Consider the following 25,205-nt stretch of genomic DNA (forward strand, 5'->3'; position numbering starts at 1 on the left):
CGACGGGTCGGTTCGTCACGGGTGGTCCGATGGGTGACTGTGGTCTGACGGGCCGCAAGATCATTGTGGATACCTATGGTGGTATGGCGCGGCACGGTGGTGGCGCGTTCTCGGGTAAGGACCCGTCGAAGGTGGACCGGTCGGCGGCGTACGCGACTCGGTGGGTGGCCAAGAACGCGGTGGCCGCGGGGTTGGCGAGCCGGATCGAGGTGCAGACGGCGTACGCGATCGGTAAGGCGGCTCCGGTGGGACTGTTCGTGGAGACGTTCGGCACGGAGAACGTGGATCCGGTCAAGATTCAGGCCGCGATCAACGAGGTGTTCGATCTGCGTCCGGCGGCGATCATTCGGGATCTGGACCTGTTGCGGCCGATCTACGCGCCGACGGCGGCCTACGGGCACTTCGGGCGTACGGATGTGGACCTGCCCTGGGAACGCACCGACCGGGCCGAAGCGCTCCGATCACTGGCCGATCGGTGAGCACTCCGGCCGCGCTGCCGATTCTCCGCATCCGCTCAGGCCGGGTTCGGGGTCAACTCCGCCCCGTTCACGGGACGGACGGCCGGAGCTTCGCGAGCTGGGGGACTCCGGGGGTGTCCGCGGACCGCGTGCTCGCCTTCCCGGCCGTTCCGCAGAGCGCACTGCCCTGCAGAGCGGTGAGCCGCCGGTCGATGGGGTGGGGTTCGGGCAGCCCGTCGTCACCGAGCCGCTGGTACCTGGTCAGGTTCACGCCGTAGCTGAGCTGCCGTTCTCCGTCGGCACTGCGCAGCGCCAACGCGGACATGCCCCACACCGCGCCGTCGTGACCCCACAGGGTTCCGCAGGCACCGGTCTCGAACCGCATCAGACCGAGGCCGTACCGCAGTGTCGGGCTTCCCGGCACCGCCACGGTTCGCCGCATCTGCGCGAGCGCGCTCTCGTCCAGCAGTTCTCCGCCCAGCAGTGCGTCGTAGAACCGGTTCAGATCGGATGGGGTGGAGATCAGTGCTCCCGCCGTGCGCCACGCGCTGGGGGTGTAGACGCTGTACTCCCCGCGCCGGTCCGGTTGGTGGTGCAACGCCTCGTAGGCCTTGCTGTTCGGTCCCGGGATGAACGGGTTGAACCTGGGGAAGTAGGTGTGTCGTAGCCCGAGGGGGCGGATGATCTCGCGGGTGATGTATCGCTCGGGGGCCTGTCCGGTGACCTCGCGCAGCAGTTCACCGGCGATGACGTAGTTGGTGTTGGAGTAGGACCAGCTCTGTCCCGGCTCGTTGGTCGGGGGCTGTTCGAGGCCGGTCGTGATCAGCTCTTCGGGGGTGTGGTATCGGAACCGGTTCCGTTCCAGATCGGCCAGTGAGCCCCGAGTGGCCGACTCGAAGATCACGTGGTCGTAGTCGGCGATGCCGCCGGTGTGGTTCAGCAGCATTCGCACCGTGATCCGTTCGCCGCGCTCGCCGGGGAACAGGTCGGGCAGGTAGCGCCCGACCGGGGCGTCCAGCTCGACTCGCCCCGCCGAGACCTGCCGCAGCACGGCGGTCGCGGTGAACGTCTTCGTGATGCTGCCCACCCGGTGCCGGAAGTCGGCTCCCATCGGCCGCCCCGTGTGGGTGTCGGCGACTCCCGCCGCCCCGCTCCAGGTCCGTTCGCCCTGGCGCACCGCCGCCTGTATCCCGGGCATGCCGGCCTCGTGCACGGCTTCGAGCCGCCGCTGTAGTTCTTTCGAACTCGCCGCGGCCGTGGTGTCCGATTCGCCCGCCGGTTTCGCTTCGGGGGTGGCGGCGGTGACGGTGCCGGGAAGCATCACCGCCGCCGCCAGTCCCACCGCCGTCAGTCCGCGTCGCAGTCCGCTGATCCCGCTCATCGCGCTCCTTGTGTCGGGAAAGATCGCTCTCGATTGAAACCGATCTCCCACCCGCACCGCAGCGTTATCACCGAATCATCGAGTGAGATCGTCCTTTCCGTTGCCTGGGTGGTTCCGTGGCGGAACCTCTCGCAAGGCTCTCGCCGCGGGTGCCCCGACCTCGGGTAGGTACTACACAACGTCGGGGCAGTCCTCGCGAGAGCCGCACGGGAGAACCCGCGGCGGTGCCGGTTGCTAGGGCGGCCGGAGCTCGCCCTGCGCCGAAGGCGCGGCGATTTCTCGCGAAATCGCCGCCACGGAGACCGGTGGGGAAGCGACCTCGAGCGAGGCAGCTGGATCGTCTCCGGGTGCGTGAGTCGGATGTGTCGCGAGGCAGCGGGGCACGGCGTAGGTCGGTCGAGCCGACGAGTTCCCGCGGCTCCTACGCGAAGCCCTGCTGGCGCCACGCCTCGTACACGGCCACCGCCGCCGAGTTGGCGAGGTTCATCGAACGGATTCCCGGAACCATCGGAATACGTGCCCGGATCGTCTCGGGCCCTGATGGCAGCACCCCCTCGGGAAGCCCCACCGACTCGGGACCGAACAGCAGCACGTCGTCGGGACGGTAGTCGATCGTTTCGTACGAGCGTTCGGCCTGGACCGTGAAAGCGATGATCCGCCTCGGCTCGATGGCCTTCCACGCCGCGTCCAGATCCGGGTGCACCCGCAGCACGGCCTTGTCGTGGTAGTCGAGCCCCGCGCGCTTGAGGTCCGCGTCGTTGACCCGGAATCCCAGTGGCTCGATCAGGTGCAGCGCGCTGCCCGCTCCGGCCACCATTCGGATCGCGTTTCCGGTGTTGCCGGGAATCTCGGGGTGGTAGAAGACGACGTGGAACACTCGGATTCCTTTCGGACCCGCCGCTCGGGTGTTCACCGCGGACAAGGGAGGAGCCGGCCCGCGGAGTCGCCGACCGGCGCGAACCGGTACGACCGTTCTTCCGGTAATCCTATGAGCGTGTTGCCGGGTGCGTTCGTCCGGCTCCCGGCACTCGCGCCCGGTGCGTGCCGAGAGGGGGTGCTGTCGGGGGCGGCTAAGGTGAAGTGCCGGACCGGTCGTGGTGTGGGAGGTGGCTATGTCCGAATCCGGCGGGAACACCGCTCGCTCCGACGGCCGTTTCCGTTCCGGAACGCGTCGCCGGACCGTCGAACCCGCTCCGGAACTACCCGTGGCCAGGGTGCTCGTCGACGTCTCACCCCACCACCTCGACAGGCCGTTCGACTACCTGGTTCCCAGCCACTTCGACGTCGACGCCGTGCCGGGTTGCCGGGTACGCGTGCGGTTCAACGGGCGCCTGTTGGACGGTTTTCTGCTGGAACGGCTGGCCGAGTCGGACTACCGGGGCCGGTTGGCCTGGTTGCAGCGGGTCGTCTCGTCCGAACCGGTGCTGGCGGGGGAGCTGCTCGAACTCGTCCGCGCGGTCGCCCGCCGGTACGCGGGTACGTTGAACGACGTCGCCCGGCTGGCGGTGCCACCGCGCCACGCCCGGGTGGAGAACGAGGCCGCCCCGGAGCGTCCGGACGAGCCGCCCGAGCCTCCCGAAGCCTCCGCCTGGTCCCGATACGAGCACGGTGCCGCCTTCCTGCGGGCGGTGCGCGAGGGCAGACCGGCCCGCGCCGTCTGGCAGGCGTTGCCCGACGAGGACTGGCCGGTCAGGTTGGCCGAACTCGCCGCCACCGCTGCCGTCGGGGGTCGTCCGGTGATCCTGGTCGTGCCCGATCACCGTGATCTGGCGCGGTTGACGGGGGCCTGCGCGGCCTCGGTCGGTGACCGGCGGATGGTCTCGTTGTCCTCCGAATTGGGGCAGGCCGAGCGCTATCGCCGCTGGCTGGCGGTGCGGCGCGGTGACGTTCGGATCGTCGTCGGCACCCGTGCCGCGATGTTCGCCCCGGTGGTTCCGCGACCGGGGCTGATGGTGGTCTGGGACGACGGTGATCAGCAGCATCTCTACCCCACGGCTCCCTATCCGCACGTCCGCGACGTGCTGACGCATCGCGCTCACAGCACCGGATCGGCGTTGCTGATCGGTGGGTTCGCCCGCACGGCGGAGGCGGAGCTGCTGGTCGAGTCCGGATGGGCGGGCGAGATACTCGCCGACCGGGCCGAGGTGCGCGCTGCCGCTCCTCGGGTGACCGCCATCGGTGAGGACGACACCCAGCTGGCCAGGGATCCCACCGTCCGCTCCGCCCGGCTTCCGTCGATCGCCTTCGAGGCGGTGAGGCAGTCGTTGCGCGACGGCGCTCCGGTGCTGGTTCAGGTCCCCCGCAAGGGATACATGCCCGCGTTGGCCTGCGCTCGGTGCGGTGAGCGCGCCACCTGCAGGCAGTGTGCGGGTCCGCTGTCCGTCGCGGCCGGAACCGGGCGGGACGACCCGAACCCACCGGTCTGCCGCTGGTGTGGCGTGGCGGAGGCGAGGTTTCGCTGCGTGAGTTGCGGAAACGACCGGCTGCGCGCCGTGGTGATCGGTGCCGCGCGTACCGCCGAGGAGCTGAGCAGGGCCTTCGGTGGGGTGACCGTGCGGACCTCGGGGGGCGAGCGGGCGCTGGATCACGTTCCGGCGGGCCCCGCGCTGGTGGTGGCCACTCCCGGCGTCGAGCCCACCGTGGCCGGTGGCTACGGCGCGGCGCTGCTGCTGGACGCCAGGGCCATGTTGTCCAGGCCCGAGCTGCGCGCGGGGGAGCAGGCGCTGCGTCGGTGGTTCGCCGCGGCGGCCATGGTGCGCCCCGCCGGCAGTGGTGGCCGGGTCGTGGTGCTGGCCGAATCCGAGCTGGCACCGGTGCAGGCGTTGATGCGGTGGGATCCCTCCTGGTACGCGGCGCGAGAGCTCGTCGGTCGTGCCGAACTCGGATATCCCCCCGCCAAACGGGTCGCTTCGGTCGACGGCTCCCCGGAGGCCGTGGGGGAACTGCTCGACGGGGTGTCGCTGCCCGAGGGCGGTGAAGTGTTGGGGCCGGTACCGCTGGGAGAGGTGAACGAGGAGGGCGAAGCCGAACGCGAGCGGGCGCTGCTGCGCGTCGACCGGGCGCGGGGTCGGTCGTTGGCGGAGGCGCTCTACCAGGCGCAGGTGGAGCGTGGGCGAAGCGGCGCTGGTCCCGTCCGAGTGCAGCTGGATCCGCTCGAACCGATCTGATCGTGGCCGGCCCCCGCTCGCCGCTGCCGTGGTGGCCCTGACTTCCCGGCGCGGGCGGGAGCGGTGTCGGGCGGTGGTGCGCCGCGCCGGACTCGCCCGGGCGGGGAGAGCACGTGGGAACCGGAGGTGGGTCGCGTGAGGCTGGTTTCGCCACCGGCCCGCCGCGGCATGCGGGGAACCGGCTGCTCGTCCCGGCGGGGTCGGTTCGGTCCGGTGGCTGTTCCGTCAGTCCCGGGGTTCGTAGGCCGCCGCCCGTTCGGAGTACCGCGGTGCCGGTGTGCGAGGGCTGTCCGAGGGGTAGGAGATCACTTCGGGGTCGCCGTCCGAGGTGTAGCGAGTGGACGGGTTGGCCGCGAGTTTGTCCAGCCAGGCCGTCGAACCGAATTTCGCGGACTCCCCTTCGCCGGACTGCGACCGGATACGGGGAACGTTCAGCGGGTCGAAGCGTTGCGTGAAGGGTGCGGGAGCGGGGCGAGCCCCGACGAGCAGCACCGCGTCGTGCCGGTAGCGGACACCGTCGGCCTCACCGGAGCGGGCCAGTTCCTCCCGGTCGGGGTGCACCCCGTGCGGCAGGGCGATGGTGTTCACCTCGGCCTCGGGAACCGCTTCGGTGATCTCGCGCCGCATCCCGGCGATCTGGTGCCTCACCTCCGAGGCCGAACTCCGCGAAAGGGTAGGATGATCCAGTGTGTGGTTGCCGAGTTCGAAGCCGTGCTCGTGCAGCCAGCGCATGCTCCGCGCGGCGTTCTCCCCGCCGAACGGTGGGTTGGTGATGTAGAACGAGGCGGTGGCCGGGAAGTCCCGGTGCTGTTCGGACACTTCGCGGAGGATGGCCACGGCGGTGTTCGCCGCCGGTTCTCCCGAGGAGTCCAACCGGAACTGGGTGGTCGAGGCGTCGTCGAAGGTGAGAACCACCGGATGTTTGCCCGCCGGGATGTCGATCCGACCGTTGGCGTAGTCCGTCGTGGTGATCGGCACGTAGTCCTCCGCCGCCAGCCTGCGGAGCTCGGCCCGGAACTGCTCCGGGGTGCGGTCGTAGACGCTGGTGGGGTCCGGGGTGATCCGGTGGTACATCAGCACGGGGATTCTGCCCAGCTCGTTGGCGCCTACCTCGGCGGGGGAGGGAGGCGGAGAGCTCGTCGGTTCGGTGGTCGTGGACGCCGCCGGAGGGCCACCGGTGCGTTGCGGAGCTCCCGAAGACCCCTGCGTGGCACATCCGCTCGTCGTCAGCAGTCCGATCGCGACGGTCGAGGCGAGCAGCACGCGCAGTCTGTTGGGCGTTCCTCGTGACCTTGACAAGGCTGTGCCGTTTAATTCCCACGTTAGTGCCATAGATTTCACACTGTAGAGAAAGGCAAGCCGGTTTTGGTTACTCCATGCCGGTCATTGCTCGAACCGGTATTACCTGCCACCGTGAATCACGACGTTTTGCCGCGATCTGCGAGCGGCACCGCGTCGGCCTACCGTGGTGGATCAGATGAGGTGACACGATGGTTGATCCGACGCCAGAAAACAGCGACGACAACGAAACGTCAGCGAGCGAACACAACGAGGAGCGGGACTCGGGTCCTTCCCGGCAGCGTCGTGGCAGGCGTGCTTCGCTGGGAAAGATCGCCATGACGGTCGGTGGACTGCTGCTCGTGGTCGGCGGTATCTGGGTGACGAACCTGCTCACCGCGCAACGTCCCGCCGTGCGCGGGCTGCCCGACCATCCGCTCACCCCCGCGGCCGTCACGGAGGGGGACGTCCGGGTGGAGACGGACTCCCCGGAGAAGGTCAGGGCCAGCATCGACGGGAATACCGTGCCCGTCCGGGTGCGGGACGGTACGGCACTGCTGCGGCCGAGCGAGTTGTCCGAGGGGAGCCACGAGCTGCGCGTCGAGCTGCCCTCCGGGGCGTTGCCCTGGAACAGGACCCTGACCGAGAGTTTCGAGGTGGACGCCAGCCCTCCCGAGTTGCGGCTTCCGGAGACCGTCAACAGCGAGTCCTTCTCGGACCCGGTCACCATCTCCGGGACGGCGGAGGGCGCCTCCCGGGTCACCATCGGTGGGAAGGAGGTTCCGCTCGACGGTTCCGGTCGGTTCAGCCGGGAGCTGGGCGACCCGGCCGCGAGTGTGACCGTCGAGGCCGCCGACCGGGCGGGCAACACGACCTCGACCGAGGTCAGGGTCGAAGTGGACCACCCCGGTATGCGGGCGGTGCACATGACCGGTCTGGCCTGGTCCAGCGATCAGCTCCGCGAGCCGGTGCTGCGCATGGCGCGGCAGGGACTCATCGACACGGTGGAACTGGACATAAAGGACGAGAGTGGCGAGGTTCAGTACGACTCCGCCGTGCCGCTGGCCGAGCGGATCGGGGCGGACAAGGGCTACTACGACGCTCGTCGCGCCATCGACCGGCTGCACGACATGGGTGTACGGGTGGTGGGCAGGCTCGTGGCGTTCAAGGACCCGGTCCTGGCCGAGGCCGCCTGGAAGGCAGGCAACCGGGACCAGGTGGTACGCACCGCCTCCGGCGGTCCCTACAACGGCGGTTACGGTGACTACTCGTTCACCAACTTCGCGAATCCCACGGTGCGCGATTACAACATCGACATCGCCGCCGAGGCGGCCCGGCTCGGTTTCGACGACGTTCTCTACGACTACGTGCGCAGGCCGGACGGCGATCGGAGCGGAATGCGGTTCGCCGGGCTGGAGAAAACGCCCTCCGAAAGCATCGCGGGATTTCTGCGGCAGTCCCGGGAACGACTCCGCGAACACGGCACCTATCTGGGAGCATCGGTGTTCGGCATCACCGTGACCAGGCCGGAATCGGTCGGGCAGAACATTCCGAAGATCGCGGAATACGTCGACTACGTGGCTCCGATGATCTATCCCTCGCACTGGGGCCCCGGTGAGTACGATGTGGCCGATCCCAACAACGAGCCCTACAAGATCGTGCGGCGCTCGTTGCGGGACTGGCGTGGGACGGTCGACGGAACCGGATCCGAGGTGATTCCGTGGTTGCAGGACTTCAGCCTCGGGGTGCACTACGGTCCGGGGAAGGTCTCGGCCCAGATCGCGGCCACCAAGGACAACGGGATCGACTCCTTCCTGCTGTGGTCCCCGAGCTGCGACTACACCCAGGCCGCGCTGTCGGCCGCCCCCTGACCGAGCCCGTCCGGTTCGACGGCGGGTAGGGCGCGGTGGCGCGTTGGAAGGACGTCCCGCCCGCTCGCGCTCCGGGGCGCACCGGGCATCCGACGAGTGTGCGCCCGCGGTTTTCCGAGAGGGCGCCTCGGTTTTCGTGACGGAACCCACACGGTTCCGCCACGAAAACCGTTGTCGTCGGTGCCCCGTCTCGGAGCGCCGCCCCGGCGCCACGGCCCTGGACCGGATCTCCGGTACCCCACGATCCTGGAGAGCGAGTGTGAGTGTCCGGCCGATTCGTCTTCTCGGGGACCCGGTGCTGCGGAACGGTTCCGCCGAGGTCGTCGACTTCGACAGGCAGCTCCGGGGGCTCGTGCGCGACCTCTGGGACACGATGGAGAGCAGTGGCGGCGCGGGACTCGCCGCCCCCCAGCTGGGCGAACCGCTGCTGGTGTTCACCTATCATTGTGCCGGGCATGCCGGGCATCTGGTGAATCCTTCGCTGTATCCGCTCGGTGAGCAGAAGCACGACGCCCCCGAGGGGTGTCTTTCCGTTCCGGGAGCCGATCGGGTGTGCCCGCGGTACCGCACCGTGCTCGTTCGGGGGTGGAACATGCACGGCGAACCCGTCGAGGTCGCCGGTTCGGAACTGCTGGCCCGGTGTTTGCAGCACGAGACCGATCATCTACACGGGGTGATCTTCCTCGACCGGCTCGACGAGTGTTCCCAGCCGTCCCGGACGGGACGGGGACCGGCGGAATCGCCCCTGGGCGAGGCCGGGCCGGTGACCGAGCAAGACCCGCAATCGTCGTTCGGAGGACTGCACTAGACATGCGCGTGGTATTCGCGGGCACTCCCGACACCGCAGTGCCCGCACTCCGCGGCCTGCTCGACTCGCGGCACGAGGTCGCGGCCGTGGTCACCAGGCCGGACGCCCCCGCCGGGCGGGGGCGCAGAACGGCGCCGTCGCCGGTGCGCGAATGCGCCGAGCGGCACGGGATCGAGGTGCTGACACCTTCCAGCGCCTCGGACCCGGAGTTCCTGCGGCGGCTCTCCGAACTGGAGCCCGACTGCTGTCCGGTGGTCGCCTACGGCGCGCTGCTGCGGCAGGAGGCGCTCGACATACCCCGGTACGGCTGGATCAACCTGCACTTCTCGTTGCTGCCGGCCTGGCGCGGCGCGGCGCCCGTGCCCGCCTCGATTCGCCAGGGCGACGACATCACCGGTGCCAGTACGTTCCGGATCGTGCCCGAACTCGACGCCGGACCGGTGTTCGGCGTGGTCACCGAGGGGATCCGCGCGGATGACACGGCCGGTTCGTTGTTGGACCGGTTGGCCGTGTCCGGTGCCGACCTGCTGGTCGCGACCCTCGACGCTGTCGAGAGCGGTACCGCACGGGCCGAGCCGCAGTCCGAGGACGGGGTGACCTACGCTCCCAAGATCACCACGGCGGACGCCAAGGTCGATTTCGGTACGCCCGCGCGGGCCGTGGATCGGGTAATCCGCTCCGTGACTCCGGATCCGGGGGCCTGGGCGTGGCTGGCCGAGCACCGGATCAAACTGGGACCGGTTACCGTGGTCGAGGCCGACTCCCCGGAGCTGCGTGAACTGCGACCGGGCGAGATCCTCGTCCAGCGCAAACGGGTGCTGGTCGGTACCGCCACCGATCCCGTCCGTCTCGGCGAGGTGCAGGCCCACGGCAAGAAACGCATGCCCGCCACCGACTGGGCGCGCGGTGTGCACCTCGAACAAGGAACCGTGCTGAAGTGAACCGCAAGCGTCCTCGCGCCAATTCCCGTCCGAAGAACTCCCGGCCGCCCAACCGGCGTGCCGAGCGGGCGAAACCACCGACCGACGACCCCGCCCGCACGGTGGCGCTGGAGACGCTGCGTGCCGTGCGGGAACGCGACGCCTACGCCAACCTCGTGCTGCCCGGACTGCTGCGGCAGTACCGGGTCAGTGGCCGCGACGCCGCGCTGGCCACCGAACTCGCCTACGGCGCCTCGCGGGCGCGGGGGCTGCTGGACGCGGTCATAGCCGAGTGCAGCGACCGGGCGCTCGACGAGGTGGACCCGTTGCTGCTGGACGCCCTCCGGCTCGGTGCCTACCAGATACTGCGCACCCGGATTCCCGGTCACGCCGCCGTCGCGGCGACGGTCGATCTGGTGCGCGGCAACCGCGGTTCCCGCCTGGCCGGATTCGCCAACGCGGTGCTGCGGCGGGTTGGTGAGCGCGAGGAGTACGAGTGGGTCGAACTGCTGGCTCCCGACGCGGAGTCCGACCCGGTCGGCAACACGGCGTTCCGGCACGCCCACCCCCGGTGGATCGCCCAGGCCTTCGCCGAGGCGCTGGAGGACACCGGCGCGGAGCTCGACGCGGCGCTGGCCGCCGACGACGCCCGGCCCGCTGTGCACCTCACGGCCCGTCCCGGTGAGATCAGCGCGGACGAGCTGGCCGCTGTCACCGGCGGTGATCCCGCGCCGTACTCGCCCTACGGTGTTCACCTGGAGGCCGGAGCCGGCGACCCCGGCGAGCTGGAGCCGGTTCAGGAAGGCTTCGCCGCCGTGCAGGACGAGGGCAGCCAGCTCACCGCGCTGGCGCTGACCGGCGTGGAGCTGGACGGTTCCGACACCCGGTGGCTGGACCTGTGCGCCGGCCCCGGCGGCAAGGCGAACCTGCTCGGCGCTCTGGTCACCTTGGACGGCGGGACACTCGACGCCGTGGAGCAGACCCGGCACCGCGCCGAACTCGTCGAATCGGCCACCCGTGGACTGTCGGTGAACGTGCGCGTCGCCGACGGACGTGACTCGGGGCTCTCGGGCGGCTACGACCGGGTGCTGGTGGACGCGCCCTGCACCGGCCTGGGAGCGCTGCGGCGCAGGCCCGAGGCGCGCTGGCGCAGGCAGCCCGAGGACCTGGACGAGCTCGTGCGGTTGCAGCGCGAGCTGCTGCTGTCCGCGGTGCGGCTGACCCGCCCCGGCGGGGTGGTGGCCTACGTGGTCTGCTCGCCGCACCCCGCCGAGACGACCGGTGTCGTCTCCGAGGTGGTCGCCGAATCGGGTGCGCGGGAGCTGGACGCCAGATCGTGTTTTCCCGACGTTCCGTCGCTGGGTGAGGGACCGTCAGTGCAGTTGTGGCCGCACCGGCACGGCACGGACGCGATGTTCTGCGCGCTGCTGCGGGTCTGACGACGTCTCGCGCCCCCGCGAACGACCGTTACGGAAGGTGGTTATGTCCTCAAGCCCCGTCGAGGTCACCCGGACAGGTGCCTCCACGTTCACCGCGAGCAACGATCGCGGCGGTTCCGTCGAGATCGCGGCCACCGGGATGCCGGACGCGTTCACGCCGGGCGAGCTGTTGCTGGCCGCCATCGCCGGATGCGCCCAGCTGACCGGGCAGAACCTGCTGGTCAGGCGGGTCGGTGAGGAGGAGCCGATCACCGCTCGGGCCGAGCGCACCGTGAACGAGCAGGATCCGGACACCTTCGAGTCGGTGCGGGTCTCCTTCGACGTGGACCTCTCCGCGATCGACGACGAGACCGAGCGGACGAAACTCGTCGAGGCCGTTCAGCGCGCCATCGGACGCCACTGCACGGTCAGCCGCAGCGTCGAACGCGGCACTCCGATAACGTTCTCGCTGCCGAGCTGATCCGCCCTGGCGTCGGGCCCCGGCCGGTTCGGACGCCGATGCCGCGGAGCGCTCGGATGTGGCAGGAGACCGGCGTGGCCTGGTGCGGACGACGTCCGTGCCCGGGCGCGGAGCGAAGAGCGGACGATGGAGCCAGCGACGAGGTTGGACGAGTACCGGAACTGGCTGGCCGCCGCCGTCGAGCAGGCCAGGATCGGCGGGGCCGCCGGGGGAGTGCCGATCGGAGCGGTGCTGGTCGGTGAGCACGGTGACGTTCTTGGACGCGGGCACAACAGACGTGTCCAGGACGGCGACCCCACCGCCCACGCCGAGACCACCGCGTTCCGGGCGGCAGGCAGGCACCGCGGCTACGGTGCCACGACGATGGTGACCACGCTGTCGCCGTGCTGGTTCTGCAGCGGTCTGGTGCGGCAGTTCGGCATCGGGCGCGTCGTGATCGGTGAGGCGCGCAACTTCTACGGCGGTCACGAGTGGCTGGCCGCCTGCGGGGTCGAGGTGATCCTGCTCGACGACCCCGAGTGCGTGCGACTCATGGCCGACTTCGTCGAACGCTTCCCTGAGTTGTGGTACGAGGACGTGGGCGACTGAACCCCGGCCGCTTCCGATACGGGCGCCGCGATTTCGCCGGAGATCTGCGGGAGCCGGAAACCCACCCGGCGGAACCGTTCCTCGACTCCCTGCCTTAGATTGTTGGCCGTTTGAACGGCGCTTTCCGGGGCATGTGGGAGGAAAACGGGGTGCGGCAGCGGGCCGAGGAGTCAGAGGGCGGATTACGCAGGGACCTCAGCAGCAGACAGGTCGGGATGATCGCCGTGGGAGGCGCTATCGGCACCGGTCTGTTCCTGGGCTCGGGGCTGGCGATATCCATCGCGGGACCCGCGGTGCTGATCGCCTACGTGGTGGCGGCGCTGGCCGCGCTGGCCTTGGCGTACGCCCTGGCCGAGATGATGGTGGTGCATCCCGAAGCGGGCGGCTTCGGGGCCATCGCGCACCGCTATCTCGGTGGGATGGCCGGTTTCGTGCAGCGGTGGATCTACTGGGCCGCGCAGGTGGTCAACATCGGCAGCGAGGTCGTCGCCGCCGGTATCTACTTCCGCTTCTGGTACCCGGAGGTCCCGCTGTGGCTGCCCGTGGTGGCGTTCTCCGCGATCATGCTCGTGGTCAACGCGGCCGCCGTGCGCTACTTCGGCGAGTTCGAGTACTGGTTCGCCATGATCAAGGTGGTCACGATCGTGGTGTTCATCCTGCTCGGTGCCGTCTACATCGTCTTCGGGCTCCCGGGCGCGCCCGCCACGGGGATGGGGGCGATCACGGCCCACGGCGGATTCCTGCCCAACGGCATCGGAGCGGTGTGGCTGGCGTTGACCGTGGTCACCTTCTCCTACCTCGGCACCGAGGCGGTGTCGGTGACCGCCTCGGAGTCGCGCGATCCGACCCGGGACGTTCCCCGGGCCGCCCGGGGCATGGTGCTGCGGCTCGCGCTGTTCTACGTGCTGGGCATGTTGGTGATCGTCTCCATCCTGCCCTGGAACAGCGCCTCCGGCGGCGACGAGCTGACGCGGAGCCCGTTCGTGCGGCTGTTCGAGATCGCCGGTGTTCCCGCCGCGGCGGGCGTGATGAACTTCGTCGTGCTGACGGCGGCGTTGTCCGCGATGAACACGAATCTCTACGTCACCGCCCGTATGACCTACTCGCTGGCCCGCGACGGTTACGCGCCCCGCTGGTTCGCCGGCCTCAGCGGGCAGGGCACGCCCCGCCGGGCACTGCTGCTCTCCGCCGTCGGGCTGGCGCTGGCGGCGGCCGTCTCCGCGCTGGCTCCCGGCTCGGCGTTCCCGGTGCTGCTCGGTATGGCACTGTTCGGTGCGCTGCTGACCTGGCTGATCATCTTCGCCAGCCAGCTGGCCTTCCGGTACAAGCGTGCCGCGGCCGGGCTGCCGAGCTCCCCGGTGCGGCTGCCGGGAGCCCCGGTCACCACCGTGCTCGCCATGCTCTTCGTGCTGGCGGTGCTGCTGACGACACCGTTCACCGCCCAGTTCGGCATGGCGTGGAAGGCGGGGTTGCCCTTCGTGGCGGTGCTGCTGCTCGCGTACTGGTTGGTTCGTCGCCGGTCGGACCACCGCGCTCCCGAACGAGAGGTAGAGCTCTGAGGGCAGCGGGTACTCAGGCGGAGCCGACGTGGTCGCGCGGGGTGAACGAGACGGCGGGCAGCCGCCGCGCCAGTTCCGCCCTGCCCTCGGGGCTCAACAGCGGCCGGCCGGTCACCCTGGCCAGCGCCCGCGCCACGTGGGGGTGCTTGCGCACGTAGCCCGCCAGCAGGTCGGCCGTCTCGGACTCGTCGAGCACCCGCTGGCGGGGGTACCGGTAGTGCTGCCCGCCGACCCGGATCTCCACGGCGGGGGAGCTGGTGATGTTGCGGTACCACTGGGAGCTGGTCCCCCAACCGGATACCACCACGACCTCCCCGGTGTCGGGCCGGTAACGCACCACCTCCAGAACCGTCTCCCGCAACCGGCCGCTGTGGCGGCCGCGGTGGACGAGGTAGAGGAATCGGTGGCCGAGCAGCCAGCCGAGGTCCCTGCGGTAGAGCCTGACGGGGGCGCGAAGAGCCCGGCGCAGCAGCCCGCGCGGTCCGTGCCGTGTGATGGACACTTCCAGCCTCCAGTCCGTGTTCGGGGCCGCCCTCGGCTGTTGCCCGCTCCACCGTGGCGGTGACGGGCCCGCGGCGTCACCGGCGCGTTCCGCGGCGGCCCATCACCCAGCTCCAACGGTTGTCCGGGGAGTGACGTGCCGTCGCGCCGCCGAGAGCTATCATCCGATTGTGTCGAACCAGCCCATGATCGCTCCCTCAATCCTGTCCGCGGACTTCGCAAGGCTCTCCGACGAGATGGCGGCGGTCGGTGGCCCCGGTCGAGGGGCCGACTGGCTGCACGTCGACGTCATGGACGCGCACTTCGTTCCCAATCTCACCCTGGGACTTCCGGTCGTCGAGTCCCTGCTGCGCAGCACCGAGACCCCGCTCGACTGTCACCTCATGATCGACTCCCCGGACCGGTGGGCGCCGGGCTACGCCGAGGCCGGCGCGCACAACGTCACCGTGCACGCCGAGGCCGCCGAGGATCCGGTCGCGCTGGCCAAGAACCTGCGCGCCGCCGGGGCCAACGCCGGGCTGTCCGTCAAACCCGACACTCCGCTGGAGAACTACACGGACGTCCTCAAACACTACGACACCCTGCTGGTGATGTCCGTGGAACCGGGGTTCGGCGGCCAGAAGTTCATCGCCCGGGTGCTGGACAAGGTGCGTGCGGCCCGGCGCATGGTCGACACCGGGCACCTCAACCTGCTCGTCGAGATCGACGGCGGTATCAACGGCGACACGATCGAGCAGGCGGCGGAGGCGGGCGTGGACTGCTTCGTGGCCGGTTCGGCCGTCTACGGCGCCGAGGACCCGGCCCGCGCGGTCGAGGCCCTGCGCTCTCGTGCCCTGGACGCCTCCGCGCACCGCTCGGCATGAGTGAGACGGAGTGGGCCCGGAGTCCGGCGGTGCTGCGGGCCATGCGGCAGGCCGCCGAGCTCGGGCAGGAGGTGCTCGGAACCACCAGCCCCAATCCCCCGGTGGGGTGCGTGATCCTGGACCGCCGGGAACGGGTCGTGGGAACCGGCGCGACCCGTCCGGTCGGTGGGGAGCACGCGGAGGTGATGGCGCTGCGTGCCGCCGGGGAGGCCGCTTCCGGGGGAACGGCGGTCGTGACCCTGGAACCGTGCGCGCACACCGGCAGGACCGGGGCCTGCGCCTCGGCGCTGCGGCGGGCGGGGATCGCCCGGGTGGTTTACGCGGTCGCCGACCCGAACCCGATGGCCTCCGGTGGTGCGGAGATGCTGCGTGCCGAAGGGGTGAGCGTCGTCGGGGGAATCCTCGAATCGGAGGTGTCCGGTGGGGCGCTGCGGCCCTGGCTGCACTTCACCAGGACAGGGCTGCCCCACGTGACCTGGAAGTACGCCGCCAGCCTCGACGGTCGCTCGGCGGCTTCGGACGGCACGAGCCAGTGGATCAGCTCCGAGGAGTCGCGCACCCGGGCGCACCGGATTCGGGCGTGCAGTGACGCCGTCCTCGTCGGTACCGGCACGGTGCTGGCCGACGATCCGCGGCTGACCGTCAGGGACGGGGACGGTTCCCCGCTCCCGGAGCAGCCGCTGCGCGTGGTCGTCGGTGACCGTGAGATCCCCGGCTCGGCCAACGTGCTCGACGACTCCGCCCCGACCGTCCGGCTTCCTGGGGGAGACCCGGACCACGCGCTGCGTCCGCTGGCCGAGCGCGGAGTGGTGGGCGTGATGCTGGAGGGCGGTCCGACCCTGGCGGGGGCTTTCCTGCGTGCGGGCCGTATCGACCTGGTGGAGGCCTTCGTGGCTCCGACCCTGCTCGGTTCGGGCAGTGCCGCCCTCGGCGACGCCGGAGTGGCGAGCCTCTCGCAGGCGTGGCGCTTTCACTTCGAACGGGTCACGATGTGCGGACAGGACGTGTGGATCAGCGCTGTTCCGTTCGAGGGCTAGAGTGGGGGCAGCGACCTCGGTTCGCTACGTCGTACGGGTAATGACTTTCCGCACGGAACACGTTGGGTACGGTGCCCTTGCGGGAAAATCCCCGAACGTCGTCCCCCAAACGGCTGATTGGAACGCCCAAAGGAGGGTGCCACGTGTTCACCGGGATCGTGGAGGAACTCGGGGAGGTCGTCGCGGTCGAGCGGTCCTCCGGCGGTGCCCGGTTCTCGCTCGGCGCCTCGGTGGTCACCGGTGACGCCTCCCACGGTGACTCCATCGCGGTCAACGGAGTCTGCCTGACGGTGGTGGAAGTAACCGAGAACGGGTTCGACGTCGACGTGGTCGACGAGACCCTGCGCCGCTCCACACTGGCCGACCTCGCCGTGGGGGACCGGGTGAACCTGGAACGCGCCATGGCGCTCGGGGACCGGCTCGGCGGGCACATCGTGCAGGGGCACGTGGACGCCACCGCCACGGTCCTCGGAGTCGACTCCGACGGCCTCACCGAGTTCTCGCTGCCGCCTCACCTGTCGCACTACCTGGTCGAGAAGGGTTCCGTCACCGTGGACGGAGTCTCGTTGACGGTGGTCGCCCCGGCCGAGGACCGGTTCAGCGTGGCCCTGATCCCCACCACCCGTGAGCTGACCACACTGGGGCTGCGCGCACCCGGCGATCGGGTCAACATCGAGGTCGACGCGCTCGCCAAGCACGTGGAGCGGTTGATGGCCCCGCAACTCGACCGGCTCGCCCGCACCGGAACACGGCGTGCGGTGGACAATGGTGAAAGTAGGGAGCAGGCGCGGTGATCTCGAACGAATCCGTCCCGGACGGCAGCAAGGACTCGGACCAGGTGGGCAGCACGACTTTCGCCGACATCGAGCGGGCGCTGGCCGAGATCGCCGCGGGCAGACCGGTCATCGTCGTCGACGACGAGGACAGGGAGAACGAGGGAGACCTGATCTTCGCGGCGGAACTGGCCACGCCCGAACTGCTGGCGTTCATGGTCCGCTACACCTCGGGGTACGTGTGCACCGCGCTGACCGGCGAGGACTGCGACCGGCTCAACCTGCCGCCGATGTACCATGCCAACCAGGATCTGCACGGTACCGCTTACACCGTCACCGTGGACGCGGCGTCCGGGGTGGGAACCGGGATCTCGGCCTCCGACCGGGCCCACACCATCAACGTGCTGGCCGCCGCCGACACCACCGCCGAGGACCTCAACCGGCCGGGGCACGTTGTGCCGCTGCGGGCCCGCGAAGGTGGGGTGCTGCGCCGCTCCGGCCACACCGAGGCCTCGGTCGATCTCGCGCGGCTGGCCGGGCTGCGTCCCGCCGGGGTGCTCTGCGAGATCGTCAGCGAGAAGGCCGAGGGTGAGATGGCCAAACGCGACGAGCTGGAGGTCTTCGCCGCCGACCACGAGCTCTCGCTGATCACCATCGCCGACCTCATCGCCTACCGCAGACGCTTCGAGAAGCAGGTGCAGCTGGTCGCCGAGGCGCGCATCCCCACCGCGCACGGCACCTTCCGCACGTTCGGCTACGACAGCCTGCTGGACGGCATCGAACACCTCGCGCTGGTCTACGGCGACATCGGCGACGGGGAGGATCTGCTGGTGCGGGTGCACTCCGAGTGCCTGACCGGTGACGTGCTCGGCTCGTTGCGCTGCGACTGCGGTCCGCAGCTCGACGCCGCGCTCGAACGGGTGGCCGAAGCGGGCAGGGGCGTGGTGCTCTACATGCGCGGTCACGAGGGGCGGGGCATCGGGCTGATGCACAAGCTGCAGGCCTACCAGCTGCAGGACGCGGGAGCCGACACGGTCGATGCCAACCTGGCACTGGGTATGGCCGTGGACGGCCGTGACTACGGGCAGGGGGCGCAGATCCTGGCCGACCTCGGCGTCCGCTCGATGCGGCTGCTGACCAACAACCCGGACAAACGGGTGGGGCTGGAAAGCTACGGGCTGCGCATCGTCGGTCGCGAACCGCTCCCGATCCGCCCCAACGCCGAGAACCTGCGCTACCTGCGCACGAAGCGGGATCGGATGGGGCACGAACTGCAGTACCTGGACGACGGCGAGGACTCCTCGATCGGCGGTGGCTCGGAGGTGACGGCATGAGCGGGGAAGGAAGGCCGGAGGTCTCGGTGCCTCACGCGCCCGACCTGCGACCGGCGATCGTGGCCATCCGGTGGCACGCGGACATCGCCGACCAGATGCTGCGGCGTGCCCTTGAGGCCGCCGAGCGAGCCGGTACCCAGCAGCCCAGGGTGGTGCGAGTGCCGGGCTCCATGGAACTTCCGGTGGTCTGCCAGCGGCTCACCCACGACTGCGACGCCGTGGTGGCGCTCGGGGTGGTGGTCCGTGGCGGCACTCCCCACTTCGACTACGTGTGCGAGTCGGTGACCTCGGGGCTGACCCGGGTCGCCCTGGACGAGTCCACCGCGGTGGGCAACGGCGTGCTGACCGTGGACAGCCGGGAGCAGGCCACGCTGCGCGCCGGGTTCGACGACTCGATCGAGGACAAGGGGTTCGAGGCCACGGCGGCCGCGTTGGAGACCGCGCTGGTGCTGCGTGAGCTCCGTGGTGACTACAGCAACGAGCGGGGGTTCCTGTGAGCGCCACGGCCGGTGGCGGCAACCTGGTGCAGGTGCGGCCCAAGCGGGTGCGCAACGTGGCCGTACCCGCCGCGCTGGTGGTGTTCGTGATCTGCGGCATCGCCGCGTTGATGCTGCGCAGAACCGCCAACGGGCTGCTGCTGACGGTCTCCGACCAGGTAGCCATGGTCGGGATCGGGGCAGTGCTGGCCGGGCTCATCCTGCTGTCGACCAGGCCGAGGCTGCGCGCCGACGAGAACGGTGTGGAAGTGCGCAACTCGATTCTGACCCGCCGCTACTCGTGGTCCGACGTGCGGGGCGTGAGTTTTCCCGAGGGAGCCACCTGCGCGCGCCTGGAACTGCCGGACGACGAGTACGAGCCCATCACGGCCATCCAGTCCTTCGACGGGGAGCGCGCTGTTCGCGCCATGCGAGACCTACGTGCGCTGCGGCGCGAGATCGGCCACATCGATAGTTGAGGGTTCGTCGGCCCGCTCGTCACAGTGGGCCGGGTGGCGGAACCTCTCGCACGGCTCTCGTGAGGACGGCCGGAGACACTGTGCGGTGACTCCCCGATGTCTGCGGCACCCGCGGCGAGAGCCGCACGGGAGAACCCGCGGCGGTGCCGACTGCGAGGATGGTGGAGTTCGGCGTGCGTGCCGATGAGTGGCACGCGGTCGGGCCTCGGGGAGATCGCATCGCTGCCGGACGAAGCGCTTCCGGGAAATGTCCGGTGTGAAAGCATCGCCAAGGGGACGCCACAGCGCCTGCGCGCCGCACAGCATCTCTACAACTCGGGTGGGAATTACCTGTGCACCCACCGCGTGTGCCGTCGTTCGCCGATGCGCGAGAATGGCCGCGGTGACATCGGATCGGTCGCCGTCCAGGCGGTGAGGGGAGAGAACGTGAGCTTGGCTCAGGAGCGCAACCTGCGGTTGGTTCGTGCTGACGAGACGGCGGGGCCCCACGTGCGGCTCGGGGACATCCGACTCCGCAACCGCCTGGTGACCTCCTCGAGCATCCTCGGCTACGGAGTGGCCAACTCCAAGCTCATCCCCTACGGCATGAGCCCCGTATCGCAGTTCGTGCCGCTGGACAGGTTCGGGGCCATAACCACACGCACCGTCACGGTGGAACCCCGCGAGGGGCACTTCACCACCCGTGACGTCTGGCCGCTGCGCGAGCTTCCCGGGCTGCTGAAGCGCTACGGCAGGGCGTTGCAGCGGGTCGACGGCGGTTGGCTCAACGCCTTCGGCTGGTGCAACGTGGGCATCGACTCCTATCTGCGGGACTACTACCCCCGCACCCGGGGGCAGAACACGATCATCTCGGTGGGCGGCTTCTCGACCGAGGAGTTCGTCACCCTGGTGGACAAGATCAATAATGCGGTGCCCTCGGGGGACATCGCGGCGGTTGAGTTCAACGTCTCCTGCCACAACGTCAACTTCGACTTCAACGCGATCATCGAGTCGGTGCTGGCCGAGGCGGTGCCGCGCAGCAATCACCCGGTGATCCTCAAGCTCTCGCCGGACTACGACTACCTGCAGCACGCCCGGCTGGCCGCCCGGCACGGCGTGTCGGCGCTGACCGCGATCAACACCGTGAAAGGACTGCGCCTGGACCCGGAGACCGGGAATCCGCTGCTGGCCAACGGCTTCGGCGGACTATCCGGGAGAGCGATCAAGCCCGTCGGTCTCCGGGTGGTCTCCGAGCTGCGCGACGCCGGAGTCACCCTGCCGATCATCGCCACCGGCGGAATCCGGAACTTCGACGACTGCCGTGAGTACTTCTGGGCCGGTGCCGACGCGGTGAGCCTCGGCAGCGCGGGGTGGTTCGCCAGCTATCCCGGTTACCTGCTGTCCCCGCTGTACGCGCTGCGCATCAGGGGCCTGTTGCGGCGGATCGAGAACTACCGGCCCCCGAAGCGCTGAGGACGCCGAGAACACCGGGGTGCTGTGGGAGTCGGGTGGGCCTGCGCCACGGCGCGAGGTGCCCGCCCACTCCTCAGAGATCGATGTCGGTCCCGGACCACCGGTCGGCGTAGGTGATGTGTAGCTGGCTGCCCTTGTCGGGATCTTGGTGGAAGCGGAGCTCGTTGCAATGGTGCGCCTTGCCGGTCAGGGAACGCATTCGGGGAGCTCTTGTAGCGAGTTCGAGGAAGTGCGTGCTCAGTTCCCGGAAGAGCGGTGCGTTCCCGGTGAGCAGCAGCGTTTCCGCGTACACGTGCTGCCGCAGCGGGTGCTGGTCCATCCAGTGCTCCTCGAAGGGGAGCGGCGCCTCGTCGTCCGGAGCATCGCTGGCGGGGAGTTCGGCCGTCTCCGGTCTGCCGCTGTCCAGCCGGGCACGTACCTCCTTCCAGCGCGACGGGCGGAACTGCAGGCCGCGGTGCAGTAGCAGCAGGTCCAGCTGCCGTTCGTCCCTGGCCGGCGGACAACACCACTCGAGGCATCGCGGCCAGCACTGCGGCGTGACCGGTGTGGGTCTGCCCCGTAGCGGAATGTGCACCAGCGATCGCGGTGATCGGGCGGCGAGCAGCCAGGCCACCCCGATGCGGTGAGCGGCATGGGCGTCGAGTCGGATGTCGTACTCGTCGTGTCGGTTCCTGAAGTCCCGCAGCACCACGTTCGGCGGGGTGGGTCTGGGCCGGATCACCCGGTAGGAGTGCTTGCCGAGCCGCGCCCGGTGCACCGTGATCGGAAGTCGCATCCCGCGAATTGTTCCCCGGACCCCGCGCCGCTGTCGCCCCGATTCTGGTTGGCACTCCCGTGTGCCGAACTCCTAACACCCTCGAAACCGACACCGCTGCGGGTTCTCTCGTGGTGCTTTCGCGGGGAAGACCCGACGTGGCGTAGTACCTACTCGATGTCGGGTCTGCCCACGGCGAGAGCCGTGCGCGAGGTTCCGCCGAGCGAGCCGCCATGACGGCCGGGCCACGGAGTCGCACCATCGTTGTGCGGGCTGAGCAGCGTGCGTGTCCCCGGTGCGTGAGTCGGATGCATTGCGAGGCCGGGCCGCTCGCCGCGTAGGTCGCTACTCACCAGCCGGCCCAACGCCGCGAGGCGCCGACTCACGTGACGGCTAACCGACCATGCAACACGAGTGCCGCTGTGGATTCTCCTACCGGCTTGGTCAAGAGGGTGGGAAGCGCACGTAGGCTGGGGGCGTGGCCGATCCGTCCACCTACCGACCAGCTCCCGGAACCATCCCGGACTCGCCGGGCGTGTACCGCTTCCACGACGGCGACGGCCGGGTGATCTACGTCGGCAAGGCGAAGAGCCTGCGCAGCAGGCTATCCTCCTACTTCGCCGACCTCTCCGCACTGCATCCGCGCACCCGGCGGATGGTGACCACCGCCACCGGAGTGCAGTGGACCGTGGTCAACACCGAGGTCGAGGCGTTGCAGCTGGAGTACTCCTGGATCAAGGAGTTCGACCCCCGCTTCAACGTCCGCTACCGCGACGACAAGTCCTACCCGGTGCTCGCGGTCACCCTGCACGAGGAGTTCCCCCGGCTGCACGTCTACCGCGGTCCCCGACGCAAGGGAGTGCGCTACTTCGGCCCCTACGCGCACGCCTGGGCCATCCGCGAGACCCTCGACACGCTGCTGCGGGTGTTTCCCGCCCGCACCTGCTCCAACGGTGTGTTCAAGCGCCACGCCCAGATGGGGCGGCCCTGCCTGCTCGGCTACATCGACAAGTGCTCCGCCCCCTGCGTGGGCAGGGTCGAGGCCGACGAGCACCGCCGCATCGTGGAGGAGTTCTGCGACTTCCTGTCCGGCCGCACCGACACCATGATGCGCAGGCTGCGCGAGCGCATGGAGCGGGCCTCCGAGGAACTGGACTTCGAACGCGCCGCCCGGCTGCGCGACGACCTGGAGGCGCTGCGCCGCGCGATGGAGAAGCAGGCCGTGGTGCTCGGCGACGGCACCGACGCCGACGTGGCTGCCTTCGCCGAGGACGAGCTCGCCGCCTCGGTGCAGGTGTTCCACGTGCGCGGCGGCCGGGTGCGCGGCCAGCGCGGCTGGGTCATAGACAAGGTGGAGCGCACCGAGACCTCCGAACTGGTCGAGCAGTTCCTCACCCAGTTCTACGGCGAGCAGGCCGCGCTGGCCGACCAGGCCGACGCGGGGGGCACGCCGGTGCCCCGTGAGGTGCTGGTCCCCGAGCTCCCCGAGGACTCCGAGGCCGTCGCGCAGTGGCTCGGCAGGCTGCGTGGCAGCAAGGTCGGGCTGCGGGTCCCGAGGCGCGGTGACAAACGGACGCTGCTGGAGACGGTGCGCAGCAACGCCCGGGAGGCCTTCAAGCAGTACAAGCTGCGCAGGGCCGGCGACATCAGCGCCCGCTCCGCCGCCCTGCAGGAGCTGCAGGAGGCGCTCGCGCTGGACAGCGCGCCGCTGCGGATCGAGTGCGTCGACGTCAGCCACGTCCAGGGCAGTGACGTGGTCGCCTCGCTCGTCGTCTTCGAGGACGGGGTGGCGCGCAAGTCCGAGTATCGGCGGTTCTCCGTACGGGGCGGGGCCGACGGAGGCGACACCGCCGCGATAGCCGAGGTGGTCCGTCGCCGGTTCAACCGGTACCTGCGGGAGACCGGGGCCGATTCGGCGGGAGCGGAGCCGACGCCGCCTCGGGTGCGACCGGACGCCACCACCGTCGTCGAGTCCGTCGCCGAGTCCGAGCGGCGGCACGCCGACGACCCGGTCACCGTGCGGGAGGAGACCACTTCCGAGGGTGACGGCTCGTCCGGAGCCGAACCCCCGTCCGGTGTGGACCCGGAGACCGGCAAACCCCGCAAGTTCTCCTATCCACCCAACCTGCTGGTGGTCGACGGCGGCGCTCCTCAGGCCAACGCCGCCGCCGACGAGCTCGCCGAGCTCGGTATCACCGACGTCGCCGTCATCGGGCTGGCCAAGCGGCTGGAGGAGGTGTGGCTGCCCGCCGAGCCGGAACCGCTGGTGCTGTCCCGCACCAGCGAGGCGCTCTACCTGCTGCAACGGGTGCGGGACGAGGCGCACCGATTCGCGGTCGCCTACCACCGCAAGCAGCGTTCCAAACGGATGACCGACTCCGAGCTGGACTCCGTGCCCGGCCTGGGACAGGTTAAGAAGAAGGCACTGCTCAAGCACTTCGGGTCGCTGCGCAAGATCCGGGCTGCCACGATCGAGGAGATCAGCGCCGTCCCCGGATTCGGCAGACGGACCGCCGAGGCGGTGCACGGCGCGTTGTCCGGTGGCGGGGAGACCGACGCCGCGCCGGATGTCGCGGCGACGGTGAACGAGTCCTCGGACGCGGACGAACCACGGGGACGCACCACCTCGGGAACCGTCGCGGAGTCGGGGGGAAGCGCCCGGGACTCCGGCCCGGGGTCAACGAGGGGCGACGAGGCTACCGCAGGGGGTTGAACAGTGAGCGAAGAACACGGCGGGATCGAAGTGGCGGTCGTCAGCGGGCTTTCCGGGGCGGGCCGCAGCACCGCGGCGAAGTGCCTGGAGGACCTGGGCTGGTTCGTGGTGGACAATCTGCCACCCGAGCTGATCGCCACCATGGTCGAACTGGGCGCGCGTTCCAGTGACGCCATCACGCGGGTGGCCGTGGTCATGGACGTGCGCAGCCGGGCGTTCACCGAGGACCTCGGTTCGGTGATCAAGGATCTCGACGCGCGGGGCTACAAGCCGAAGGTGCTGTTCCTGGAGGCCACGGACGAGGTGCTGGTGCGCCGGTTCGAGCAGGTGCGGCGCGGCCATCCGCTACAGGGCGAGGGCAGGCTCGCCGACGGCATAGCCGCCGAGCGTTCGCTGCTGTCCAGACTCCGCGCCGAAGCGGACCTGGTGCTGGACACCACGGGACTCTCGGTGCACCAGCTGCGGACCAAGATCGAGGACGCCTTCGGTACCGAGGCCGGCACCCGGACACGGGTGACCGTGCTCTCCTTCGGATACAAGTACGGCCTGCCGATGGACGCCGACCTGGTGATGGACTGCCGTTTCCTGCCCAACCCGTTCTGGATACCGGAGCTGCGCGAGTTCGACGGCACCGACGACGAGGTGCGCAACTACGTGCTGGGACAGGAGGGGGCGGAGGAGTTCCTGGACGGTTACCAGCGGCTGCTGCGGTTGGTCGGTACCGGGTACCAGCGCGAGGGCAAGCGCTACCTGACGCTCGCGATGGGGTGCACCGGTGGCAAGCACCGCAGTGTGGTGCTCACCGAGGAGCTGGCCAGGCGGCTTTCCGAGAGCGACGGGATGACCGTCAAGACGGTCCATCGCGATCTGGGCCGCGAGTGATCGTTTCGGGAC

23 protein-coding genes are annotated in these 25,205 nt (G+C 69.9%); 18 read left to right on the forward strand and 5 right to left on the reverse strand.

What is annotated here, in order from left to right; translation table 11 throughout:
• On the forward strand, nt 1-479 hold a 479-nt coding region (locus BLQ75_RS17535), incomplete at its 5' end, for a methionine adenosyltransferase domain-containing protein (RefSeq protein WP_170837552.1).
• A 67-nt stretch (nt 480-546) separates the two neighbouring features.
• On the opposite strand, the gene BLQ75_RS17540 is transcribed toward BLQ75_RS17535, so the two are convergent.
• Together BLQ75_RS17540 and BLQ75_RS17545 are read right to left on the reverse strand one after the other, a co-directional pair.
• Nucleotides 547-1,839 (reverse strand): serine hydrolase domain-containing protein, encoded by a 1,293-nt coding sequence (locus tag BLQ75_RS17540; RefSeq protein ID WP_092603734.1) that lies wholly within the window; start codon nt 1,837-1,839, stop codon nt 547-549.
• A gap of 421 nt (nt 1,840-2,260) precedes the next feature.
• Entirely contained in the window at nt 2,261-2,716 is a 456-nt protein-coding gene (locus BLQ75_RS17545) for a tRNA (cytidine(34)-2'-O)-methyltransferase (protein ID WP_092603736.1), read from the reverse strand.
• Between the two features lie 235 nt (nt 2,717-2,951).
• Between BLQ75_RS17545 and BLQ75_RS17550 the strand changes: the two genes are divergently transcribed.
• On the forward strand, nt 2,952-5,006 hold the full coding sequence (locus tag BLQ75_RS17550; RefSeq protein ID WP_092603738.1) for a primosomal protein N': 2,055 nt from the start codon (nt 2,952-2,954) through the stop codon (nt 5,004-5,006).
• A 225-nt stretch (nt 5,007-5,231) separates the two neighbouring features.
• Here the strand turns inward: BLQ75_RS17550 and BLQ75_RS17555 are convergent, their stop codons facing one another.
• On the reverse strand, nt 5,232-6,305 hold the full coding sequence (locus BLQ75_RS17555) for a polysaccharide deacetylase family protein (RefSeq protein ID WP_244515670.1): 1,074 nt from the start codon (nt 6,303-6,305) through the stop codon (nt 5,232-5,234).
• A gap of 191 nt (nt 6,306-6,496) precedes the next feature.
• Between BLQ75_RS17555 and BLQ75_RS17560 the strand changes: the two genes are divergently transcribed.
• The 7 genes from BLQ75_RS17560 to BLQ75_RS17590 all read left to right on the forward strand — a co-directional run bounded on the left by BLQ75_RS17560 (nt 6,497) and on the right by BLQ75_RS17590 (nt 13,929).
• Nucleotides 6,497-8,155, forward strand: a complete 1,659-nt coding sequence (locus BLQ75_RS17560; protein ID WP_092603742.1) for a putative glycoside hydrolase — start codon at nt 6,497-6,499, stop codon at nt 8,153-8,155.
• 259 nt (nt 8,156-8,414) lie between these two features.
• Entirely contained in the window at nt 8,415-8,963 is a 549-nt protein-coding gene (gene def, locus BLQ75_RS17565; protein ID WP_092603744.1) for a peptide deformylase, read from the forward strand.
• Between the two features lie 2 nt (nt 8,964-8,965).
• A complete protein-coding gene (gene fmt, locus BLQ75_RS17570) occupies nt 8,966-9,904 on the forward strand; it encodes a methionyl-tRNA formyltransferase (RefSeq protein WP_092603746.1) in 939 nt (312 codons plus the stop codon).
• Complete coding sequence (locus BLQ75_RS17575) at nt 9,901-11,322, forward strand: RsmB/NOP family class I SAM-dependent RNA methyltransferase (RefSeq protein WP_092603748.1); 1,422 nt, start codon at nt 9,901-9,903, stop codon at nt 11,320-11,322. Before fmt ends, BLQ75_RS17575 begins: the two co-directional genes overlap by 4 nt.
• Nucleotides 11,323-11,365: 43 nt before the next feature.
• The gene (locus BLQ75_RS17580; protein WP_092603750.1) at nt 11,366-11,782 is read left to right on the forward strand and encodes an OsmC family protein; all 417 of its coding nucleotides are present in this window, start codon (nt 11,366-11,368) and stop codon (nt 11,780-11,782) included.
• A gap of 126 nt (nt 11,783-11,908) precedes the next feature.
• On the forward strand, nt 11,909-12,370 hold the full coding sequence (locus BLQ75_RS17585) for a nucleoside deaminase (RefSeq protein ID WP_092603752.1): 462 nt from the start codon (nt 11,909-11,911) through the stop codon (nt 12,368-12,370).
• 131 nt (nt 12,371-12,501) lie between these two features.
• Complete coding sequence (locus tag BLQ75_RS17590; protein ID WP_092603919.1) at nt 12,502-13,929, forward strand: amino acid permease; 1,428 nt, start codon at nt 12,502-12,504, stop codon at nt 13,927-13,929.
• Nucleotides 13,930-13,942: 13 nt separating this feature from the next.
• Here the strand turns inward: BLQ75_RS17590 and BLQ75_RS17595 are convergent, their stop codons facing one another.
• Nucleotides 13,943-14,431 carry a nitroreductase family deazaflavin-dependent oxidoreductase gene (locus tag BLQ75_RS17595; RefSeq protein WP_170837553.1) on the reverse strand — a complete coding sequence of 163 codons (489 nt, stop codon included), beginning with the start codon at nt 14,429-14,431 and terminating at the stop codon, nt 13,943-13,945.
• A gap of 184 nt (nt 14,432-14,615) precedes the next feature.
• Here BLQ75_RS17595 and rpe point away from each other — a divergent pair, with 184 nt between their 5' ends.
• From rpe to BLQ75_RS17630, 7 genes are all read left to right on the forward strand, one after another.
• The gene (rpe, locus tag BLQ75_RS17600; RefSeq protein WP_092603756.1) at nt 14,616-15,293 is read left to right on the forward strand and encodes a ribulose-phosphate 3-epimerase; all 678 of its coding nucleotides are present in this window, start codon (nt 14,616-14,618) and stop codon (nt 15,291-15,293) included.
• A complete protein-coding gene (gene ribD / locus BLQ75_RS17605) occupies nt 15,290-16,330 on the forward strand; it encodes a bifunctional diaminohydroxyphosphoribosylaminopyrimidine deaminase/5-amino-6-(5-phosphoribosylamino)uracil reductase RibD (protein WP_092603758.1) in 1,041 nt (346 codons plus the stop codon). Before rpe ends, ribD begins: the two co-directional genes overlap by 4 nt.
• 143 nt (nt 16,331-16,473) lie before the next feature.
• Nucleotides 16,474-17,124, forward strand: a complete 651-nt coding sequence (locus BLQ75_RS17610) for a riboflavin synthase (RefSeq protein WP_092603760.1) — start codon at nt 16,474-16,476, stop codon at nt 17,122-17,124.
• A 44-nt stretch (nt 17,125-17,168) separates the two neighbouring features.
• Nucleotides 17,169-18,437, forward strand: coding sequence for a bifunctional 3,4-dihydroxy-2-butanone-4-phosphate synthase/GTP cyclohydrolase II (locus tag BLQ75_RS17615; RefSeq protein WP_092603920.1), 1,269 nt, complete (start codon nt 17,169-17,171; stop codon nt 18,435-18,437).
• Nucleotides 18,434-18,934: a 6,7-dimethyl-8-ribityllumazine synthase gene (gene ribH / locus BLQ75_RS17620; protein ID WP_092603762.1), complete on the forward strand. Its 501-nt coding sequence runs from the start codon at nt 18,434-18,436 to the stop codon at nt 18,932-18,934. The genes BLQ75_RS17615 and ribH overlap by 4 nt, the downstream gene beginning before the upstream one ends.
• Nucleotides 18,931-19,392 (forward strand): PH domain-containing protein, encoded by a 462-nt coding sequence (locus BLQ75_RS17625; protein WP_092603764.1) that lies wholly within the window; start codon nt 18,931-18,933, stop codon nt 19,390-19,392. Before ribH ends, BLQ75_RS17625 begins: the two co-directional genes overlap by 4 nt.
• Nucleotides 19,393-19,818: 426 nt before the next feature.
• Nucleotides 19,819-20,844, forward strand: a complete 1,026-nt coding sequence (locus BLQ75_RS17630) for a beta/alpha barrel domain-containing protein (RefSeq protein WP_244515675.1) — start codon at nt 19,819-19,821, stop codon at nt 20,842-20,844.
• Nucleotides 20,845-20,917: 73 nt separating this feature from the next.
• Here BLQ75_RS17630 and BLQ75_RS17635 read toward each other — a convergent pair whose 3' ends face one another.
• Nucleotides 20,918-21,619: a hypothetical protein gene (locus tag BLQ75_RS17635; protein WP_092603766.1), complete on the reverse strand. Its 702-nt coding sequence runs from the start codon at nt 21,617-21,619 to the stop codon at nt 20,918-20,920.
• Between the two features lie 457 nt (nt 21,620-22,076).
• Between BLQ75_RS17635 and uvrC the strand changes: the two genes are divergently transcribed.
• Nucleotides 22,077-24,311 carry an excinuclease ABC subunit UvrC gene (gene uvrC, locus BLQ75_RS17640; RefSeq protein ID WP_092603768.1) on the forward strand — a complete coding sequence of 745 codons (2,235 nt, stop codon included), beginning with the start codon at nt 22,077-22,079 and terminating at the stop codon, nt 24,309-24,311.
• 3 nt (nt 24,312-24,314) lie between these two features.
• Nucleotides 24,315-25,193 (forward strand): RNase adapter RapZ, encoded by an 879-nt coding sequence (rapZ, locus tag BLQ75_RS17645; protein ID WP_092603770.1) that lies wholly within the window; start codon nt 24,315-24,317, stop codon nt 25,191-25,193.
• The last annotated feature ends 12 nt before the right edge of the window (nt 25,194-25,205 follow it).

The organism is Actinopolyspora xinjiangensis (assembly GCF_900104475.1).
GTDB classification, from domain to species: Bacteria; Actinomycetota; Actinomycetes; order Mycobacteriales; family Pseudonocardiaceae; genus Actinopolyspora; species Actinopolyspora xinjiangensis.

Coding starts and splice junctions, on each gene's coding strand:
- BLQ75_RS17540 (WP_092603734.1), bottom strand. CDS start 1,839: ATGAGCGGGATCAGCGGACTGCGACGCGGACTGACGGCGGTGGGACTG.
- BLQ75_RS17550 (WP_092603738.1), top strand. CDS start 2,952: ATGTCCGAATCCGGCGGGAACACCGCTCGCTCCGACGGCCGTTTCCGT.
- BLQ75_RS17560 (WP_092603742.1), top strand. CDS start 6,497: ATGGTTGATCCGACGCCAGAAAACAGCGACGACAACGAAACGTCAGCG.
- fmt (WP_092603746.1), top strand. CDS start 8,966: ATGCGCGTGGTATTCGCGGGCACTCCCGACACCGCAGTGCCCGCACTC.
- BLQ75_RS17580 (WP_092603750.1), top strand. CDS start 11,366: ATGTCCTCAAGCCCCGTCGAGGTCACCCGGACAGGTGCCTCCACGTTC.
- BLQ75_RS17585 (WP_092603752.1), top strand. CDS start 11,909: ATGGAGCCAGCGACGAGGTTGGACGAGTACCGGAACTGGCTGGCCGCC.
- BLQ75_RS17590 (WP_092603919.1), top strand. CDS start 12,502: ATGTGGGAGGAAAACGGGGTGCGGCAGCGGGCCGAGGAGTCAGAGGGC.
- rpe (WP_092603756.1), top strand. CDS start 14,616: ATGATCGCTCCCTCAATCCTGTCCGCGGACTTCGCAAGGCTCTCCGAC.
- ribD (WP_092603758.1), top strand. CDS start 15,290: ATGAGTGAGACGGAGTGGGCCCGGAGTCCGGCGGTGCTGCGGGCCATG.
- ribH (WP_092603762.1), top strand. CDS start 18,434: ATGAGCGGGGAAGGAAGGCCGGAGGTCTCGGTGCCTCACGCGCCCGAC.
- BLQ75_RS17635 (WP_092603766.1), bottom strand. CDS start 21,619: ATGCGACTTCCGATCACGGTGCACCGGGCGCGGCTCGGCAAGCACTCC.